Source organism: Mucilaginibacter sp. P25, assembly GCF_050859465.1.
GTDB classification, from domain to species: domain Bacteria; phylum Bacteroidota; class Bacteroidia; order Sphingobacteriales; family Sphingobacteriaceae; genus Mucilaginibacter; species Mucilaginibacter gossypii.
The window spans coordinates 6,205,584-6,223,626 of sequence record NZ_CP193937.1 but is presented as its reverse complement, the minus strand read 5'-3'; the positions used below and the strand labels follow the sequence as shown (position 1 = coordinate 6,223,626).

Below are 18,043 nucleotides of genomic sequence, written 5' to 3'. Positions count from 1 at the left end.
ATTACAACGAACTTATAAAGGTGTCACCTATACTTTAGCACCGAACGATAACCGCTATGTATTACCCTTACCAGTAGATGAAATTCTGCTTCAAGGGCTTCAACAAAACCCACGCTAAATGAAAAGGATATCAAATAAATGCAGACTTACACTGTTAATCATTATAACCGTCCTTTTATTGCCATTGTCGGCATTCTCTATTGACATTTGTAATGCTAAGAAAAGACAACTGGTTGAAATATCTGTGAAGTATCCGGAGGCGGAAAACGGCAATCAATTACGCTTAAGTATTTCGACTAATACGCCTATATTCAACTTAGCCGGAACAACAGAGTTTAAGGATATTGTTGCTGATGCCGATTATAAAGGACATTATAGATTTTATATAGATCTGACTCAAAAACAAAAAGAAGCCGGGCTATACATCTCAATCGTTGACTTGAATAATGGTACCGGCAAAAAAATTAAAGGCAATCGTACCTTCGCAATATTGTCGAATTATTATGCGCAATCGAGGGACTCAATAACCATAAAAATTGCCAGGAAACCAAAATACGGAAGTGGCTCAGCTGTAGTAGATAATTACCAGATTCGGTTCAAGGGAAAAGGAGCATTAAAGTATGAGTTGCGGGCCGGTATTGATTCAATTAAACAAAGTAAAGATTTAGCAAACGATTATTTGAATGCTGACTTGACCTACAATATGCGGAATGGGTTTAATGCGATTAGAGATGAATTAAGCACTAAACTTTCTCATTTTTCCAAACAAATTGATGATCAAGCCTTGGAAGAATTAAGGTTGCACGCATTCTATTCCGTTAAATCAACGGAGTTGGCTATAATAAACAATGCAGTAAGTAGACAGTTTCGGCAAGCCTCAGTTGCATCAAGATTAAAATTTGCTGAACAATTGGATAGGTGCGATACAGTAAAATGGTCATCTTTTCGAAGGAAATCCTTATATAACAGTTACGATTTTTGGGTTGCAGAATTAGAAAAATATCGTACTGTATCCCTTTTATGCTCGGGCAAATCTACACCCGACAGTACAGCAAAATATTTTAGAAGCATATCCGATAAAATGATTAAAGAACGGATAGCGTTAATCTCTGCAAATTATTTTTCAGCTTCTATGATGGACAGAGAAGCTTATTTACGAAGTATTTCTCCGCTGATTACAACAGCAGAGGGGAAGGAACAGCTTGACAAATTATGGAAAATTTCAATCGGTCAAGTGGCGTACAACTTCTCCTTGAAAGATATGAATGGTAAAAATGTAACGCTCAATCAATTTAAAGGGAAAATCGTATTTATGGATTTTTGGTACACGGGATGCGCGAACTGTATAAATTACTTCAATAATGCTTTAGCCAATGTGGAGGAGGAATTTAAAGGTCGATCTGACGTGATTTTTGTCTCCGTGTCCATCGATAAGAATGAAATACAGTGGAAGAAAAGTGTAAGATCAAATAAGTACACTTCAGCCAATGTGGTTAATCTTTACACTAACGGTCAAGGTATGTCAAATGAGACTATCCGATATTACGATATACATAGTTTTCCTTCGATCTTTATCATCGATAAAAATCAAAAGATTTTTAAAACAGGTGATAGCTTAAGGGACAAATCTGCCTTAATTACGGCAATTAATATGGCTGCTAATCAATAATGAAAAACCGGGATCAATTTAAACAACCGATCCCGGTTTTTTTACCTCACAAACGTACCTTCGATTTCAGTTACCTGAGTGGGGCTTTTAGGAATCATTTTGCTTGCGTTCGGCTGCAATTCTGTTTGTATCTCGCAAACAGTGCTGCCAGAATTACAATGTGAGTTAGCAGTTAGCGCCGTAACCTGATAAGAGTTGGCGGTTGTTGCAACTACACCCCAGGTAGTACCGGCCTGGTGTTTAGGCGCATTCATAGCGTAAGCACCACCAACACTCATAATGGTTACGATAGCAACCATCGCAATTCTTGCTTTTTGTAAAAAGCTTTTTTTGTTGTTTAACATAACTTAGAAATTTAGATAAATTGTAATGCCTACTCTTTTCGCAGGTTTTCAGCTTTGCCCTGATTCGTTGCGCAGTGAATATCTTATAAAGCCGCTTTACTATAGGAGGCTTGGTTGGTTTGCTCATGTTTATGATAAATCCAAATGCCGAGAATGGCGAGTAGTAAAAAGAAAAGATTGAAAACCAGGTGCGCAGTCCAACTCATTTGTTGGAACACACCTGCACAGCCGCAGGGGACTCTCTCAAAAACGTTAAAAACCGCCAGGCTAACGTATATAGTAAAACTTAACATAAGAATGGCGGAGGCATATAAACCGAATTTCCTGGATTTAATGCGTAGTAGCGATACTCCGGTTATGATTTCCACCAATGGAACCCCGACAACAAGAGAAGGGTCAACTATTTTTGGAAATGGTTGGTTTCTGATCGCCTTGGTAAAATGATGCATGTCTACTAACTTGCTGAATGCTGTATAAAGGAACATTAGCGCCAGAAAATAAATGATAATTTCATACAGCCATTGAGATCGTTTCATGGTTCAGGTTTTTAATGTTGGATATTCTGTTTAGAACAGTAGCATGTACGGTTTGAATTGAAGGCCTGTCAGTTCTGTTATAGCTCAGGCATTTTAGGATGAGCTCCGTGAGTTCTTTTTCGTCAGTTAATCGAACCAATTTTGATTTTAGCTGATGATGGTTGGTGGTGATAAAGTCCCAGGTTTTGCAACCGGTCAACACAAAACATAATAAGGCTCCGAGGGAGTAAATGTCCTCTTTAGGATCAGGAACAGCATGCTGAACTTGCTCAGGTGCCACATACCCGAATGTGCCGAGTAGAAAAGGCGGGTTAGGTTCGCCTTTTTCAAGCGAGTAACTTAGCTCAAAGTCGATCACACATAACTTTCCATCATCCAATAGTATAAAATTACTGTCAGTTACATCGCGGTGAACAAAACCCGCTTCGTGGATGCTTTTAATCAATTCAATTGCCTGAAGAAAATAACCGAGTATCTTGATTTGGGTAGGATAATTAAGTTCTGTCCACTGCTTGCCAGCTAAAAAAGACCTGATAACGTTGCCGAGAGAATCACCGTCAGCGTAATTGAATACCAGGTAATGGTAATCGTTTGAGGTAAAATAGTCAATTACGTCAGGCGTATAAACTTTGCCTTTTAAATTTGCATGAACTTCTTTTTGCCATTCCAGCCGATCTTTCATATCTCGGTCGAAATGATCGTCCAGGGCAACGGGATTACCCTGCTTGATAAGGCACCAGTCAAACTTTAGTCCTTTTAGGTTAATAGCTTTGTAAATATTGCCTTTGGCTGCACTTCTTAATAACTGTATCGGCAGATAGGCTTTGCCAATCAAGCCCAGGCGATTTTTCTTTTTTCGGTATTGTTTTTTGTATTCAAAGGGGAACTTTTTAAGATCGGGTGCTGACAACACAAGTTCCTTGTTGTCATTGCGTACAACTTTTTGAATATAAATTACTTCACCGACGCGTTGCGCTTGTATAACTTCAGGTCCTTTATGAAATGCGGTTACAGTTTTTAACTCTTCTACCAATCCTATGGCCTCATTGAGGTTGTTCGGAAAAATAGTGATCACTTTACCGACTTCTTCATCACCGTAGGCTCCGGCATTTAACCGATATTGGTCATGCTGACCTTTTATAATCCGATAAGCGGCTTTGCTTTTCTTAAGTAACTGTAGGATGGCTTGTATAAAGGTTGGGGCATCCACAGTTCTCGAACTGATATGGATGACATAACCAGAGTCAGCCAACGGTTTACCAACTAACAGGGTTTTCTCATCCTCCTTAAATTTAATACCTGCGCTTTTTAATATCGGCACATAAGAAACGAGATGTACGGTAAATGCCTTTTCCATAGTAGCGATTCGTTTATGAATTCAAAACTATTCCGGCTGCGGGACAGAGATTGTCACTCTGTATTTTTGATGAAATATTTTTTTATTTTCTTATCATATAATATATCATGGCCCTTATCACGGAGGTTCTGAAGCATACGCTTAACAGTACGTGTACTGACATCAAATCGCTTGGCGACTTTTTCAATTGATCCAAAACGGCCTTTTTCGATAAGTTCTAAAATATATTCCAGGCGTTTTTCATAGGTTCTGTAATCCATAACCAATCCCTTTTTACAGTCGGTTTAGAACCGTAAAGATGAATCGCAATGGCCTAATGCGCAATAATTCAGGTTTTTAATTTATTAGTCCAGGTTTTTTGAAATGTCCCTGTAAACAATACCCTTAGCTAATGCCGATTCATGTTTTCCTTTTAACCGCTTGTTATTAGGTTTAAGTAGTTTGAAGAGCGTGTTTACATAACGCCCCAAATTGATACCTGACCCATACTTTGAAGGAGGCATTAACACGAAAATGGAGATTTCCAGTATTTCGGCAATTTCATATAACCTGGGAACCGTCAATACTGAGGTGCCGCGTTCGATATTGGAATAGGCGGGTTGTGATATTTCCAGCATAAACGACATATAGGTCTGCGAGTAATTCTTGATTTCCCTTTGGATGCGGATTCTTTCTCCTACACTATCTTTATGATGGGGCGTATTATCCTTATTAAAGCCGGTTGGTTCCATAATATTGTTTTATCCTATAAGCAAAAGTAATAAATCATAAGTTAAGCTTTTAGCTTCCCGGCGCACATCTGTCCAATTTTAGCCCGGTTCCTAATAGGGGGAATCACTAAAATTTTCAACGTATGAAAGACTTGACAGATGAACATGCTGATGAATTAAAGGGCGGCGCTGCCTCTGGTATGAGTTGTGGATACAACATCGTTGTATCTGCTTCTTTAGGTGGCTTATTTGGTGGCGCTGGTGCTGTAGTTGGTGCAGTGGTAGCAGCTACCGGGCCTTCGTGTCTTGGTTTGTGGTAACCAGCAAGTGGTAAGTATTTAATACCCTGCCTGATCGCCGGCCAGAATATACTTTTGGCCGGCTTTATTTTTAGGATAATTTAGCAGGCCTTTTAAGATCATATAATCTACCAGTGAACTAACTGGTCATGAAATAATAGCAGGGTGAAAATTGCACCCGTGATGGCCGAATAAAAATGTAGCTCATTGTTAACCATCGGATTCTTTGTCCTGAACTGGTAAATAATAAACCCGGCGACGAACAAAAATGCACCATAAATATTTTGAATACTTCCGAACATCGGTAAGTAAAAAGCGGCAACATGGGGCTGAAGGATCATATATCCAAACATACTCCCAATGGCGCTGCCTGATGCACCGGAACTGGAATAATCGAAATCCTTATGATATCGAATAGCTATAATTACGGCTCCTCCTAACATACTGATGAGGTAAATCGATAGAAAAAGAAAGCTCCCTCGGGCATAATGGCCGTGTAAATAGGTTTCCAAAGTACCACAGGCAAAGAAGATAACCGTTTCATTGATAATCAGATGTATAGGGTCATTATGTACGAAGTCGGCTGTAATTAGCCGGTAAACTTGCTTGTGGTGAAAAATACTAAAAGGGTGAAGCATGAGGTTGAACTTGACTATCGGGTTAATAAACCCAATAACGCTCGTTACCATGATGAGGGTCATGATGGCTATTGTTATCGGCATAGGTAGTAGATAAGGTACGACTAATATTATAATAATGATTTATTTAAACCATAAGTTTAATTTATAACTTATAATTCATACAAATAGGACATTTCCCGCTGTAATCAGAATTTTACCAAAAAATGTTATAACGTGCATTGCAAAGGTAAAACGATTTTAATAGCATTCATCGCACTTTTATCAACCTCATTCGCTTTGATTGCTTTGACTAACCGCCTGATCCTCACACCGGATTTTTATAAAAGAAGCGGCGATCTCCTGGGTTATGATGACAATGCCTTAACCACCTATGTTAATGCGCAAAAATGGCTTTACTTTTTTGAGATCATCTATCTCGGAATAAAACTAAGCCTGATCTCCCTGGTGCTTTACACGACTTTATATATTGCCAGACAGCCAATCCGCTTCTCAAGTATACTCTGCGTGGTGATTATTGCTGAATTTACTTTTGTATTGTCGGCATTGGGAAAACTGTTATGGTTCCATTATTTTATACCTGATGGTTCGTTGAGCGACTGGCACAACACTTATCTGTTATCCGCACTTTCATTATTTCCTGATGCTCCCGTCGCTTGGTACTATCCGCTGCAAACCTTAAATGTATTTGAAATCGCCTATTGGTTCATTCTGGCCATGGGAATGACAAAAATTACCAGACTCAATTTTGATAATTCATTACTAATCGTCCTGAAGGGATATGTCCCGGCGCTGGTCGTCTGGATGGCCTGCGTAGTGTTTACTACAATGGTATTTTTCCCATCGCAGGCCTAATAAGAAACAACTTATGACCCCAATCGCTTTAATTAAAAGAATCTTTGTAAGGCAAACCACAGATCAGAATTGTGGCTTAGCCTGCCTCAAAATGATTTTTACTTGCTACAATCAAGTCCCCCTAATTGATTGCGATTTACCAGGGCCGAATGAAGCGCTTTCACTGGCACAAATGAAAAAAATATGTGTGCAGGCATCCTTTCCGGCAAGGGCTGTAGAAATGGATATGGATACCCTCATATCTGTCAATAAACCGCTAATACTACACACCAGGAATGAGTATGGCCTTGATCATTTTATAGTTTGTTTCAGTTGCCGGAAAATTAAGGGTAAGCTTTATTTTCTGATTGCTGATCCCGCCCAACAGGTGACCTACTTAACATTAGACGAAATCAACAGGATATGGATATCAAAAGCGGCTCTTTATTTTGAAAATGAACCGAATTTTAAATCTGATAATTATCCTTCGCCCTGGAAGCTATTGCAGGGTATTCGTGCTTTTCCACTAATTCTGATCCCTGTTTTTGGATTGCTTTCAATGATCGCTGCTGCTTTTGGTGTAGGTTTAACCTGGCTATTACAACGGGGACAGATCTACAATAATTTGATGCAGGGCACTCGCATGGTTAGTCTAATTGTATTATTGGTGATCATTTATTTCGCCCGCGCCCTGGCAAATTATCTGAAGCAATTTTTGCTTATTCGCATCAATATAGGCATGAATGCTAAAATGATGCAGGCTATCATCTCTCGCCTTTTTATTAAGCCGCAACAATATAAAGGTCAAAGCTATAATATCTCCAACACCCTTGCCGATATTCAAAGAGTTCAGGCTGCTATTTCTGCCTTTATTGCTGGTTTGTGCTGTGATGGTACCTTTATATTCGCCATGCTCGGGGCAATTTTTTATATGATGCCATACGCCGGGATGATTGATTTGGTATGCCTCATCATCTCGCTTATTTATATTTATAGGTTTTCGTCTAAATATTCTTTTGAAATGGCGAAGCTGAATGATTTCTCCAGGAAAGCAGAAAGTTCATTAAAGGATGTTTCCGGCCTGAGAACGCAAATTTCAAATCAGCAAATGAGCGATGAGATCGCTGGCCAACAACTGGATAATTTCCGGCGTACCATGGGTTATGCAGAAATCCACGGCATGAAAACGGCGCGATTAACACTTTGGCTGGAGATATTGCAAACCCTCAATATGGCCATCATTTTCTTTACCTGTTATCAAACTTTCAATAATGGAGGCACATCCTACGATACCCTAATGATCGTTGTGATCCTCAGTTACATTATGTCCTCATTATTGCCGAAGATATTGAATGCTTTGACAGTTTTAGCCGAAGGTGCTGATGCTGCCATTCAAATCAATACCGTCTACGGCAATTAACTATTTTTTATTCGATTCATTACCTCCGTGAAACACCGGAGGTGGCAACGCCATGCCCTTCACAAGCTTTTTATGTCATCTTACTTTGAACATCATCATATGAATTTAACGTTTGAAACCATCGAAGCCCAGCTGAGAGAGGAACTCCTCAGCTTGCAAAATTATCCGCCAGTGGAGCGTTACAATGCCTCCGTCATCCTGGTAAATAAGGCCATTGCAGACCTGAAAGAACACTTGAAAAAAATGAGTTTACCAGTCCGCAAGAGGAGATCATCTTCTTCAAGGAGATAAGGCCTAAAATACTGGCTCATAAGCTGCAGGTTTCTGTCGAGTATAACATCAGTGTCAACGAACCAATAGGAACAAGTGATGTGCTGATTAATTACTTCGAGGAAGCGATAAAAGGTTTTCAGTCTCTCTTTAAGCTAAACTCCTTTTATTATCAATACTACAGAAATCATTTCAGCGAACTCGACCACCTTTACTTTATCCGGAACGCAGACCATTCGCAAATACCACTCCCCGAAATAACAGATCCTGAACACACCGATACCACACCAATGAGTGATCTGTTCGCCAAGTTTATCGCTTTTGAACAGGTAAACCAGGTAATTATTTACCGCATTGCCGCACTAATGAACAACTCACCAGTTATTCGCGCGGAAAGTGAATTTGAATTGCGGTGGACTGGCGATGTAATAAATGCAGTTGAACTGGCCTACGGTATTTGGCTGACTGGCCAGGTAAATGACGGCAACGCCAGCCTAAACCAGATAGTCCGATGGATTGAAGCAAACCTCAAAATTTCAATAGGCATTGCGCAACGGAAATTCACGGAAATATCCAGGAGGAAAAGATTGAGCATTACTAAGTTCATTGATCAAATGCGCGCTGCCATACTGGGCAAAGCCGATGAACATAATAGCTGAATTGCTAAAGGGTTGCCGGTAGCAAGGCAACCCTTTTTTATAATCCATTGCACTCATTAAATTCTGTATGGATTGACTCCACTATAATTTATTTAGCGAATTCTTCAACTTATTATTTAGAGATACTTTATTAATTATTCAGTTTAATGATATTTGCATAAACGCCCTTATCATTATGCCTAAAGCAATACTCGAAATTCAAATATTTATATCTTGCCCAGGTGATGTAGAAGCAGAAAAAACCGGTTAATTGAGTTTTTTGCAAGCACCGAAATTTCATTGACTAAAAAGGGCATTCCCGCCCATCTTAAGCCACTGTACTGGAAAAGTATTACACATCAATATGATGGTGTTCGCGGACAGACGATCATCAATAATGAATTTGATGGTTATGACCATTATATCGGTATACTGGCGACGCGTTTTGGAACGCCGACAACTGCTGAAGATGGTACCGTATATGGTTCAGGAACAGAGGAAGAATTTAGGGTAGCTGTAAAAGCAAAAAAGAAAATCCCGACCTGGGCTTGTATGTGTTTTTTAAAAATGTAGAAGAGCCCACTGACCCCAAGCAGAAGGAAGAGTATGATAAAGTGGTTAAATTTAAACATGAATTATATAAAGATGGCTGGGTAAACCACTTTACGACTCCGACAAATTTAAGTGATAAGCTTAACGAAGATCTGATACCGATAATTGAAGAGACTATTCGCAGGCATAAAGTCGTAATTGTAAGTACCTTCAAAGCTGAAGCCGAAGCTAAGTTTGTGGTTACTCCAGAAGGCGTGGCAACAGCATTGGTAACGCTTACTGATGAAATCACCGTCGTTAAAATTGACCACCCTATTCCAAGGACGGTGACATTGGAGGAAGGTGACGAAATCAGCCGAATGTTCTTCAGTGATGATTATAAAAAAGAGCTGACGCAATTATTAACTGACCGAAACCATCTTGTTTTATTAGGTGACGCCGGTTCAGGTAAGTCAACTGAACTTGCAAAACTCGTCGATTTTTACAAGGCCCCAGGATCACTTTATATTCCAGTATTTAGCAAACTGAAGACTTATAAGGGAGGGCCAATAGCTGATTTGCTTCCTGAAGAATTTCAGCATGTTCCGGAGAATACTGCGCTTATAATATTGGATGGCCTCGACGAGGTGGAAACAGAATATTTTAATGATGCGCTGGAAGAGATAAAGAATTTCAGTGAAGCCTATCCATTATGCAAAATTGTCATATCCTGCCGGACAAATTTTTTCGAACTTTCCATCGGAGCAAATAAGGGCTACTTAGAAGACTTTACCATAACCCGTATAAATGAAATCACGCCGTTTGCTATCGTTCAGACAATGAATGAATATGGCATTGATGGTGAAGCATTTTATAATGAGGTAATAGATTGTGAGTATAAGGAGATTGTAACCAAACCTTTTTTCCTGAATATTCTTTCGTCAGTATACCAAAAGCAAGGCAACCTGCGCGGTGGCCGGGCTAAAGTATTTGCGGAAGCGATCAAACTTCGATTGGAGGCCGCTGCTGTAAAGGAGAATTTATCAGAGGCAGATTTAATACGTTGTGAACAATTGTTAACGCGCCTTGCATTAACAATGGAATATATGGGCAGGAATTACTTGACCAATGACGAGTTTGAACGGGTTGTTGCCGCTGAAGCTGATCGTATAATCATTACCAAGTGCTCAATTGTGGCCATTTTTAGAGGCAATTGGTCATTTGAGCATAATAATATTCAGGAGTATTATGCCGCCCGTGCCTTGAGCACGCTGCCTGTTAATTCTGTAAAATCGTTTGTCGCTTTTGCACCTGATTTTAAACTGATCAAACCAAGCTGGTTGAATACGATGTCATTTTTGATTAGTATTTCATCAGATGATCAACGTCAGCCGTTATTGGATTGGCTCATAGCAAATGAACCTGATACACTAATTAGGTTTGAACCTGATCGTATTGACGACGAGAACCCGCAACCGAATTTTTTCGGCAATTTTTAAGGAATTTCAGGAAAATGGCTTAATCATCAGGTCTAATAAATTTACTGAAGCAGAATTAGGTCACTTCGCGGATACCCCTGAATCAATGGCCATTGTGAAAGAAGCAATCGGCCGAATTGGTAATAGCATATCTAATAAAATCACGGCACTTCGACTTCTGGAGTACTTTACCCTTAATAGTGAAGAAGAAAAACAGGATGTAAGGAAACTTATTTTGAATTTTATCGATCAGCATCAGGATAAGCCTGATGTAGTATATTCTGCTGTCCATATACTTGCACGATGTGAGCTGGCAGATTCAGAAACAGTTGACAATTTTGTCGCAAAACACAGAACACGTGAGGAAGATTATTACCGTGCAGCACTTTACACCATAATCACCAAAACAGGAAACGTTGACCGATATATTGACGTTTTTTGGAAGGCATCATGATGATGGGTAAACGCGATCATCAGGCACACAAAAGCAGTTTATGGGATGAGACTGCACAATTGAAAAGAGCATTTGAGGCAATTAGAGAGCCGAGAGCAATTGACACGGCTTTAAGTTTTTTTGAAGAGCCTTATGACCAGCGTTATCGCTTCTATGGCGAAAAAAAGGACGTAATGGAAAGTTTAATAAAACAGGCTATTACGCTTTACCCGGAAGCAAATCAGTTTTACGATAGGATATTGAACATATTTATTAATTATGGCAAAACAAGCGACCGCGATATACTTCAACTTTGCAGAGAATTTTTTGAAAAAACTGGTACCCTGACAAAAGCCTACGATACTGTCTTTCATTTACAAGGTTTACACCAAATTCAAAAAAACCAATTATTGTCTTTAGCCCTTAACGCAGAAACGATTGATTTCATTATCAACGAAATTGAGTCTGGCCGGGTTAAACCTGAAGATATCGTTAGGTTTGCGGAGGAGGCCTACCACCATACCAGAAATACCAATTATGCTCCCGGAGCAAAAGAACTTAAAGAGCAACTGGAACAACGATTAAATATAACTTTTGATGATGCCCAGCTATTGGCGCGTCAGGATAAACGCCGGCAGTATGAACAGGATAGTTTCGATTTGTTGTTTGACGAACCGGCTTTTAAGGCGGAAGCCGACCGCTTTTGGAAAGCTTTAGGTAAGGATGCTGCATCCTGGTCAGATATTTGGGAATTTGCCAACAGCAAAGAATATCATCTTGACGAATATTTTCCGCGATCAGTCACAACCATTATTGGTGAACTTAGCCGGGATACAGGATATATAACAAAGGCTGACGCTGACGCCTTCATGAATAGTGGAATTTCATTTGAAATAGAACGAATCGACAGCATCTATAACCTCCTTAAAAATTCGGGATTAAAAGCAACAGACGAACAAATTGCGTATTTGGAGGATTGGGCCAACCGTACCGCAGCCAGACTTGATATTAAAAGGAGCATCGATGAACATGGCCGGTTTAATGGCTTGTCCTTGATGATCTGGTATTTTGTTAAAAATCAGCACATAAAATTACCGGATGACAAACTGCTTGATTTTACTTTGTTTTACGATTTTATTCAAGGTGATATTGAGAGTTGGTATACGCCCATGGTAGAACAGGTAGGTGAAGAGGCCTTTAATGCCCGTATCATTGAAAACCTGAAGTCAGGACTCAAAGTAGAGCATGTATGGTCGCTAAACGCTGAGTATGCTATTAAAAAAGGTTTGAAAGAATCTTTCGATGCAATAAAATCTGATTTGGTACGGATCAATGAAGTTACTTCTGTCAAGGAAAATATTGCTAAATTATACCTTGAGTCCACCAACGATCACGGGGGCCTTTTTGAAGTGTTGCAACAACTTTCTCCCCAGGACTTCCGATGGGAATTGGTAGATCTGCTATTTAACGGATTGAAGGAGAAAATACACGCTTACCTGTTAGAGATTTTACATTCGGACACCAGTAAGGAATATAAAATCGCCGCCGCCAAACGACTGACCGCTTTGGCTGATGAGGAAGGTTTTAACTATTATGCGGATCACGGTTTTAATAATCCGGATGTCGCTTATCGCGACGACCTATGGCTTAGCTATCTAACAGGTCTGAAAACATTGAACTTCCTGCCACGGTTAACCGCTTTGTTAGAACAAAGCCTGCGGCCCGAAAACATGAATGATGTGTTTAGAAGATATGACGGTAAAGTGCTGGAAGCTTTATTTAATATGGGCCTTCAATCGGAAAAAACTTAAACGCGGTTACGGCCGCCGTCGGAAATGTAATTGCTAAACGTGCTCCGGAATTAAATTACCTGCTTAACTGGTTGAAACAACTGGACTTTCAGTATAAATTAAATCGTTCTCAGGATGTTAGCCTGGAGGCTGCAATTGTTGCGGTTAATGTTCTCGGTTACCTGTAGAACTATTTATTATTTAGGGATTTTGTCGTAATAATCATTAAGACACTGATCCCGGTAAATGTAAAACTTATGCATATGAGGCTGAAGGATAGCAAAATCTTTCAGCTTCGTTTCTGCTCTATCCCAGGCATCACTTTCCCTTTGATGTGTTAAGAGTGGATTTAGCCTGATTTCATTCGTGAGCGTTGGTTGTGATAAGTGGCCCCATTCATGAAATGAAGACCAAATGATCTCCATATAATCTTTACGATATTTTACACCAATGACCAAGTTTGCAGACCGCCCACCCAAGAGTGGAAAAGGTTCAAAGTGAGAAGATATAAGATGATCATCATATCTTACATGACCTCCACCTTTGTAGAAGGCAAAGAAGGGAAACCTTAAGACTTCCGCAAACGCTTTCAATAAAGCGTACCTTTTAAAAGTTTCTATAAAAAAATGATCGACCTTTTCGATGGCCTGCTCATCGGTCAAAATCTCCATTCCTAAAAATACAAAATCTACATATAAAAGCAATTTTCAGGCGCTGGGCATCCCCTGCGGGCCGGGTGTTCCGCTATATCTCCTCCGGAGGATGCCGCTGCCCCCCTGATGCGGCTATCGCTGTAGCAAGTTCGCATTCCGCAATGCTCCATTGCTCACCCGCTTCGCTCGCACGGGAAATAGCCATTACAGCGACCGCTTTGCTCTGCACAATACTCGTCATTCCGCTGCCGCTATATTCCTCCCTTTGTGCAGCCGCCGTAAAGGCAATTCCCTTTTCCCTGACCGTGATATGATTTTGCAACGCTTGTTGTGTATTGCAGCGCAATATACACTGCGATGACCTGCCCGGCCTTTCGCTTACGGACGGTAACGGTAACCGTCAGGCGCTCGTGCCGTTCAGGTCGGTTTTCATGACCGCCGCAGCGCTGGTATTCTTCAGACGGCTATCGCCTCATTTGCCTTTTGTTACGCAAAGGAATCCCTCGCCGCGAGCCAAGGCCATGCGGAGTGCCGTCAAAAAAATCTTCCTGCAATTTCAAAGGCTGCGGCTGCGCCGCGATGTGTTGGCAGCGTATTTTTTAGCGTCAGCCTTGTCTCTTTTCCCCGCGCGCAAATAATGGGGTGCTTAACAAAAGGCAAATGAGGCGATAGCCGAATGAGCCAGGCGAAAAAAAGTATCAAACAAATTTTTAACCCTTTAAAGCGCAGAAAATGAGCACAACAACCAAAAACAGCGGAACTACACAAGGTGCAGCAACCGCAAAAAACGACAGCAAAAAAATCGAAACCACCAACCGCCCGAGCATCCCCGGCAAAGACAATGAAAAAAACGATGGACTTGTTAAAAACGACCCCGCCAAAATTGAACCCGCTGCCCAGGCTGCGCAAGCTGCGCCCACACCGGCAACAGAAACTAAGGCCTCCGCTAATGAGCAACCGGCAACAGGCCATGAGCAACCTAAAACCGAAGAGGTGAAAGAACAGCCCGCAGGAGAAATTAAATTTCTTAAACCTGCCTTGAATTTGGAGCAGACCGTAAAATACGTTGAGGGCCTGCACCGCAAAAATATTCAGCGTTTAGCCTTAATCGCCCGGATCAAAACTTTAGAAGATTTTCAGATCAAACTGGCCGAAAATGCCGACCAACTGGAAAGCAATTTTTATCAGGGTTGCAAACTGATCATTGAGGATGACAAGGGTAACAAGTTTACCACAAACACACCAAACCTCATTGCGATGACTGCACAGTTTGTTTACGATGCCTGTGTGTCTAAACTTTCAGAAATCGAGGCAGAAATCGTTTTTCCTAACTAATTAACTCTTGCCTCCCGGAACTACCGGGAGACTTTTTTTAACCAACCCATTAAATAGGAATTAAGATGTACGAGCTATTTATCGAGTTAACAAACCAGCTTTTTTGGGACGGCTACGCCGAACAGTTAGCAAAGGAAAACCCCGCAGTTTTCCAGTTTGAATTTGCCGAGTTCATAAACTCCTATCAATTATGAATAAGCATAACGACACCTTGTATTTGCTCATTAAAGTAACGGTAAACACGCCCTACAAGCACATACATAACGCCATTAGCGAACTGCAAAGGGAAACCAATTTGAGCATTACCAGCACCGAAAATGTGCAGGTGCTGAAAACCGAAATAATGGAATTGAAAACCAAATAACATTTACAATCATGCCAGATAATATAAATTTCAATCAACTAACAGGTAAACACGCTTTTATGAGCGTTAAGGAAAGAGCATGGCACGGCCTCGGGCAGGTCGTTGACCGTTACCTGACCAGTGCCGAAGCTATACAGGTAGCCGGACTGGACTATGAAGTAGAAAAATGGTCATTATACGCATACGATCAGCAGGGGCGGTATTCCGATGATCTTTTTGTGCCTGAAAAATTTGCTACCGTTCGCACAGATACAAATCAGGTTTTGGGGGTAATCGGTAGTGAATACGAAATTGTACAAAACCGGGATGCCTTTAAATTTTTTGATGCCATTGTAGGCGGTGGCGATGGCGTTTTATATGAAACAGCCGGAGCATTGGGTAACGGTGAACGTATTTTTATTACCGCCAAATTGCCGGGTTACATTCGTGTTGGTAATGACGACCTGATCGAAAAATATTTGTTCCTCACCACCTCGCACGATGGTTTTGGCAGTATCACTATTGCATTTACCCCAATTCGTATAGTATGTAACAACACGCTTAACGCAGCATTGCGAAATATGACCAATTGCCACAAAATCCGCCATACGGAAAGTGCCAAAGAACGTTTGGAAGAGGCACACAAAATTATGGGCTTCACCAACACCTTAGCCGACCAGTTGAGCGATGTATTTAACCGTTGGTCACAAATCCGCATCCGTGATAAGGAAGTGCTTAAACTGGTGCAATTGGCAATGGCACCAAGCAAAGAGGTGCTAAATAAAATATTGACAGACGAAGCACCTGACGAGTTTTCAAGCAGGTTTAAAAATACCGTTGAACGTATTTGTACCTATGCCTTCACCAATCCAACCCAACAAATGGACACCACCCGCGGAACTTTATTTGGTGCATACAATGCGATCACAGGGTATTTTCAAAATGTATTGGACTACAAAAGCGAAGAGCAAAAACTAAAGTCCGTCATGTTTGGCAATGGCCTGACAAAAACACAAACTGCATTTAATCTCTGCCATGACTTTGAAAAGTTTGGAGGCGGTGATTTTATACTCAATTAATAACAAGGCGGGGGCATTTGCCCCCGCCAAAATTCTACAATCATGAAACACGATTTTGAAGAACGTAAAGAAAACCGCATAATAAACGCTCACCGCTTAGCTAAAAAGAACACCCAGGAAGCGGAAAGCCTGTATACAACAGCCTCAGAAATGGCAAGCGTTATACCTATGGGGCAGCCTATTTTAATTGGCCATCACTCAGAAAAACGAGATCGTAATTACCGAAACCGCATCAGCAATAAATTTCAACAGGCAAATATCAAATTGGATAAAGCTGCCTATTATCAGGACAAAGCAAAAACTATTGAAAATAATGACGCCATATTTTCGGATGACCCTAAAGCCCTGGAAAAGCTGAACGCCAAATTAAATGAATTAAAAAAGGCACAGGAGTTTATGAAGTCTTCTAACAAATGTCTTAGGAAAGGCGATAAAGAATGTTTTTTAAAATTAGAGGCTGCAAGTGAATACCTTTGGGATGAATTAAATAAAACCAGCCCCGGTTATGGCAAAGGATTTGCACATTTTAGCCTCTCCAATAATAACGCCAATATACGCCGTATTCAGCAGCGTATCGACCAACTTAAAAAGCTGGAGGTTAAAACAGCAATCGACGAGACAATAAACGATATACGCATTTTTGAAAACAAAGAGGCGAACCACTTGCAAATCATATTCCCCGGTAAGCCTGATGAAATCACCCGCAAAAAACTGAAATCTGCGGGTTTCCGCTGGTCACCAAGAGAGGGTGCATGGCAACGACACATCAGCCGGAGCGCTTATTTAGATGCTCAGATTATAGTTAAGAATATAACTTCAAAATGAGACATGACAATTTGTTATGAATTTGCATTCAGGTTAGCCGTCCGTAAGAAAAACGGACGGCTATTTAAAAATCACTCCGTTAACGGTATCGGATTCACTTTTCAAAATGCGCTTTGGGATGTTTACCATACCTTGAAAAAACGGAAAGCTGAAATTGTTACTATTTTAAGTGTGAGGCCTTTGCGGGTGGCATTTGCCTTTAATAGTCAACAACAATCAATTAAAATAAATATTGCAGATCACCCACCGGACATACCAGGCGATTTAAACCGGGAATTGGAAATGCTGCCCAAAAAACGCATAGAAGAACCCGTTAAAGCCTTCATTTGGGAGGAGGAACCAACCTTCTATTTTATTTTAAAAAGGCCGTATAACGGCTAATATAGGGGCTGAGGCCCCTTTTTTGATAGGGTTAGACTTCTTTTCTTTGTGATCAAAGAAAAGAAGCAAAAGAAATTATTTTAAGGTAACCTATACGTTCTACTTATAAATTACAACTATATATTGGTATTACCAGATAAGGATTTTGAATCAATTATACCTACCTTAGAAATACTAAACAGAACCGATATGATAGATGTCAAATTTAAATTCAATGATCAAAATCGCGATTTTGGCCTGACAACATTTGTCAACTATGAAAAGGAACGATTGGTTTTTTCGTACAGTTGGATAATAGCGGCATACTGGTAATTGAAAAACTATCAGGTACTTCCTGGAAGCAAATCTCCGGAGGTACATTTGACGATGGTTTTAGGGATGTTATTATTGAGGCTATCAACAAAATCCACTTATCTAAAATTTGGGATGATGCCCGCCCACTTGAAGAATTGCCAGCACATTATTTAAATTAATTAGTTA

Annotated in this window: 25 protein-coding genes; 17 read left to right on the top strand and 8 right to left on the bottom strand. The window is 40.4% G+C overall.

Going from position 1 to position 18,043, the window contains the following annotated elements; translation table 11 throughout:
• The first annotated feature begins 118 nt into the window (after window positions 1–118).
• Entirely contained in the window at window positions 119–1,669 is a 1,551-nt protein-coding gene (locus tag ACRQ5D_RS31325; protein WP_091207584.1) for a TlpA family protein disulfide reductase, read from the top strand.
• A gap of 41 nt (window positions 1,670–1,710) precedes the next feature.
• On the opposite strand, the gene ACRQ5D_RS31320 is transcribed toward ACRQ5D_RS31325, so the two are convergent.
• From ACRQ5D_RS31320 to ACRQ5D_RS31300, 5 genes are all read right to left on the bottom strand, one after another.
• A complete protein-coding gene (locus ACRQ5D_RS31320; protein ID WP_091207578.1) occupies window positions 1,711–2,013 on the bottom strand; it encodes a hypothetical protein in 303 nt (100 codons plus the stop codon).
• An 83-nt stretch (window positions 2,014–2,096) separates the two neighbouring features.
• Entirely contained in the window at window positions 2,097–2,549 is a 453-nt protein-coding gene (locus ACRQ5D_RS31315; protein WP_091207577.1) for a MauE/DoxX family redox-associated membrane protein, read from the bottom strand.
• Window positions 2,524–3,906 carry a serine/threonine protein kinase gene (locus ACRQ5D_RS31310; RefSeq protein ID WP_091207574.1) on the bottom strand — a complete coding sequence of 461 codons (1,383 nt, stop codon included), beginning with the start codon at window positions 3,904–3,906 and terminating at the stop codon, window positions 2,524–2,526. Before ACRQ5D_RS31310 ends, ACRQ5D_RS31315 begins: the two co-directional genes overlap by 26 nt.
• 53 nt (window positions 3,907–3,959) lie before the next feature.
• Complete coding sequence (locus ACRQ5D_RS31305) at window positions 3,960–4,166, bottom strand: DeoR family transcriptional regulator (protein WP_091207572.1); 207 nt, start codon at window positions 4,164–4,166, stop codon at window positions 3,960–3,962.
• An 84-nt stretch (window positions 4,167–4,250) separates the two neighbouring features.
• Window positions 4,251–4,637: a helix-turn-helix domain-containing protein gene (locus tag ACRQ5D_RS31300; protein ID WP_091207570.1), complete on the bottom strand. Its 387-nt coding sequence runs from the start codon at window positions 4,635–4,637 to the stop codon at window positions 4,251–4,253.
• A 122-nt stretch (window positions 4,638–4,759) separates the two neighbouring features.
• Between ACRQ5D_RS31300 and ACRQ5D_RS31295 the strand changes: the two genes are divergently transcribed.
• Window positions 4,760–4,936: a hypothetical protein gene (locus tag ACRQ5D_RS31295; protein ID WP_167667793.1), complete on the top strand. Its 177-nt coding sequence runs from the start codon at window positions 4,760–4,762 to the stop codon at window positions 4,934–4,936.
• A 107-nt stretch (window positions 4,937–5,043) separates the two neighbouring features.
• Here ACRQ5D_RS31295 and ACRQ5D_RS31290 read toward each other — a convergent pair whose 3' ends face one another.
• Entirely contained in the window at window positions 5,044–5,637 is a 594-nt protein-coding gene (locus tag ACRQ5D_RS31290; protein WP_091207567.1) for a rhomboid family intramembrane serine protease, read from the bottom strand.
• 195 nt (window positions 5,638–5,832) lie between these two features.
• Here ACRQ5D_RS31290 and ACRQ5D_RS31285 point away from each other — a divergent pair, with 195 nt between their 5' ends.
• The 8 genes from ACRQ5D_RS31285 (at window position 5,833) to ACRQ5D_RS31250 (ending at window position 12,968) form a co-directional block, all read left to right on the top strand.
• Entirely contained in the window at window positions 5,833–6,408 is a 576-nt protein-coding gene (locus ACRQ5D_RS31285) for a hypothetical protein (protein WP_143065070.1), read from the top strand.
• A 13-nt stretch (window positions 6,409–6,421) separates the two neighbouring features.
• Window positions 6,422–7,807, top strand: a complete 1,386-nt coding sequence (locus ACRQ5D_RS31280; protein WP_091207560.1) for a cysteine peptidase family C39 domain-containing protein — start codon at window positions 6,422–6,424, stop codon at window positions 7,805–7,807.
• Window positions 7,808–7,906: 99 nt separating this feature from the next.
• Complete coding sequence (locus ACRQ5D_RS31275) at window positions 7,907–8,098, top strand: hypothetical protein (RefSeq protein WP_432327715.1); 192 nt, start codon at window positions 7,907–7,909, stop codon at window positions 8,096–8,098.
• Window positions 8,077–8,736: an RteC domain-containing protein gene (locus tag ACRQ5D_RS31270; RefSeq protein ID WP_432329922.1), complete on the top strand. Its 660-nt coding sequence runs from the start codon at window positions 8,077–8,079 to the stop codon at window positions 8,734–8,736. The genes ACRQ5D_RS31275 and ACRQ5D_RS31270 overlap by 22 nt, the downstream gene beginning before the upstream one ends.
• A gap of 279 nt (window positions 8,737–9,015) precedes the next feature.
• Window positions 9,016–9,288 (top strand): hypothetical protein, encoded by a 273-nt coding sequence (locus ACRQ5D_RS31265; RefSeq protein ID WP_432327713.1) that lies wholly within the window; start codon window positions 9,016–9,018, stop codon window positions 9,286–9,288.
• On the top strand, window positions 9,270–10,745 hold the full coding sequence (locus ACRQ5D_RS31260; protein WP_432327711.1) for an NACHT domain-containing protein: 1,476 nt from the start codon (window positions 9,270–9,272) through the stop codon (window positions 10,743–10,745). The genes ACRQ5D_RS31265 and ACRQ5D_RS31260 overlap by 19 nt, the downstream gene beginning before the upstream one ends.
• Complete coding sequence (locus ACRQ5D_RS31255; protein WP_432327709.1) at window positions 10,702–11,178, top strand: hypothetical protein; 477 nt, start codon at window positions 10,702–10,704, stop codon at window positions 11,176–11,178. The genes ACRQ5D_RS31260 and ACRQ5D_RS31255 overlap by 44 nt, the downstream gene beginning before the upstream one ends.
• Window positions 11,163–12,968: a hypothetical protein gene (locus tag ACRQ5D_RS31250; RefSeq protein WP_432327708.1), complete on the top strand. Its 1,806-nt coding sequence runs from the start codon at window positions 11,163–11,165 to the stop codon at window positions 12,966–12,968. Before ACRQ5D_RS31255 ends, ACRQ5D_RS31250 begins: the two co-directional genes overlap by 16 nt.
• A 176-nt stretch (window positions 12,969–13,144) precedes the next feature.
• On the opposite strand, the gene ACRQ5D_RS31245 is transcribed toward ACRQ5D_RS31250, so the two are convergent.
• Together ACRQ5D_RS31245 and ACRQ5D_RS31240 are read right to left on the bottom strand one after the other, a co-directional pair.
• Window positions 13,145–13,618 carry a hypothetical protein gene (locus ACRQ5D_RS31245; RefSeq protein WP_091207551.1) on the bottom strand — a complete coding sequence of 158 codons (474 nt, stop codon included), beginning with the start codon at window positions 13,616–13,618 and terminating at the stop codon, window positions 13,145–13,147.
• Between the two features lie 73 nt (window positions 13,619–13,691).
• A complete protein-coding gene (locus ACRQ5D_RS31240) occupies window positions 13,692–13,841 on the bottom strand; it encodes a hypothetical protein (RefSeq protein WP_432327706.1) in 150 nt (49 codons plus the stop codon).
• Window positions 13,842–13,935: 94 nt separating this feature from the next.
• Here ACRQ5D_RS31240 and ACRQ5D_RS31235 point away from each other — a divergent pair, with 94 nt between their 5' ends.
• From ACRQ5D_RS31235 to ACRQ5D_RS31205, 7 genes are all read left to right on the top strand, one after another.
• Window positions 13,936–14,238: a hypothetical protein gene (locus ACRQ5D_RS31235; protein WP_091207545.1), complete on the top strand. Its 303-nt coding sequence runs from the start codon at window positions 13,936–13,938 to the stop codon at window positions 14,236–14,238.
• 94 nt (window positions 14,239–14,332) lie between these two features.
• Complete coding sequence (locus ACRQ5D_RS31230) at window positions 14,333–14,935, top strand: hypothetical protein (RefSeq protein ID WP_243487262.1); 603 nt, start codon at window positions 14,333–14,335, stop codon at window positions 14,933–14,935.
• Between the two features lie 65 nt (window positions 14,936–15,000).
• The gene (locus ACRQ5D_RS31225) at window positions 15,001–15,129 is read left to right on the top strand and encodes a hypothetical protein (RefSeq protein ID WP_256464371.1); all 129 of its coding nucleotides are present in this window, start codon (window positions 15,001–15,003) and stop codon (window positions 15,127–15,129) included.
• Complete coding sequence (locus ACRQ5D_RS31220; protein WP_167667791.1) at window positions 15,126–15,299, top strand: hypothetical protein; 174 nt, start codon at window positions 15,126–15,128, stop codon at window positions 15,297–15,299. Before ACRQ5D_RS31225 ends, ACRQ5D_RS31220 begins: the two co-directional genes overlap by 4 nt.
• Window positions 15,300–15,310: 11 nt before the next feature.
• The gene (locus tag ACRQ5D_RS31215) at window positions 15,311–16,357 is read left to right on the top strand and encodes a DUF932 domain-containing protein (protein WP_091207542.1); all 1,047 of its coding nucleotides are present in this window, start codon (window positions 15,311–15,313) and stop codon (window positions 16,355–16,357) included.
• A 42-nt stretch (window positions 16,358–16,399) separates the two neighbouring features.
• Complete coding sequence (locus ACRQ5D_RS31210; RefSeq protein WP_243487263.1) at window positions 16,400–17,182, top strand: DUF3560 domain-containing protein; 783 nt, start codon at window positions 16,400–16,402, stop codon at window positions 17,180–17,182.
• Window positions 17,183–17,850: 668 nt separating this feature from the next.
• Complete coding sequence (locus ACRQ5D_RS31205; protein WP_432327703.1) at window positions 17,851–18,036, top strand: hypothetical protein; 186 nt, start codon at window positions 17,851–17,853, stop codon at window positions 18,034–18,036.
• Window positions 18,037–18,043 lie beyond the last annotated feature (7 nt).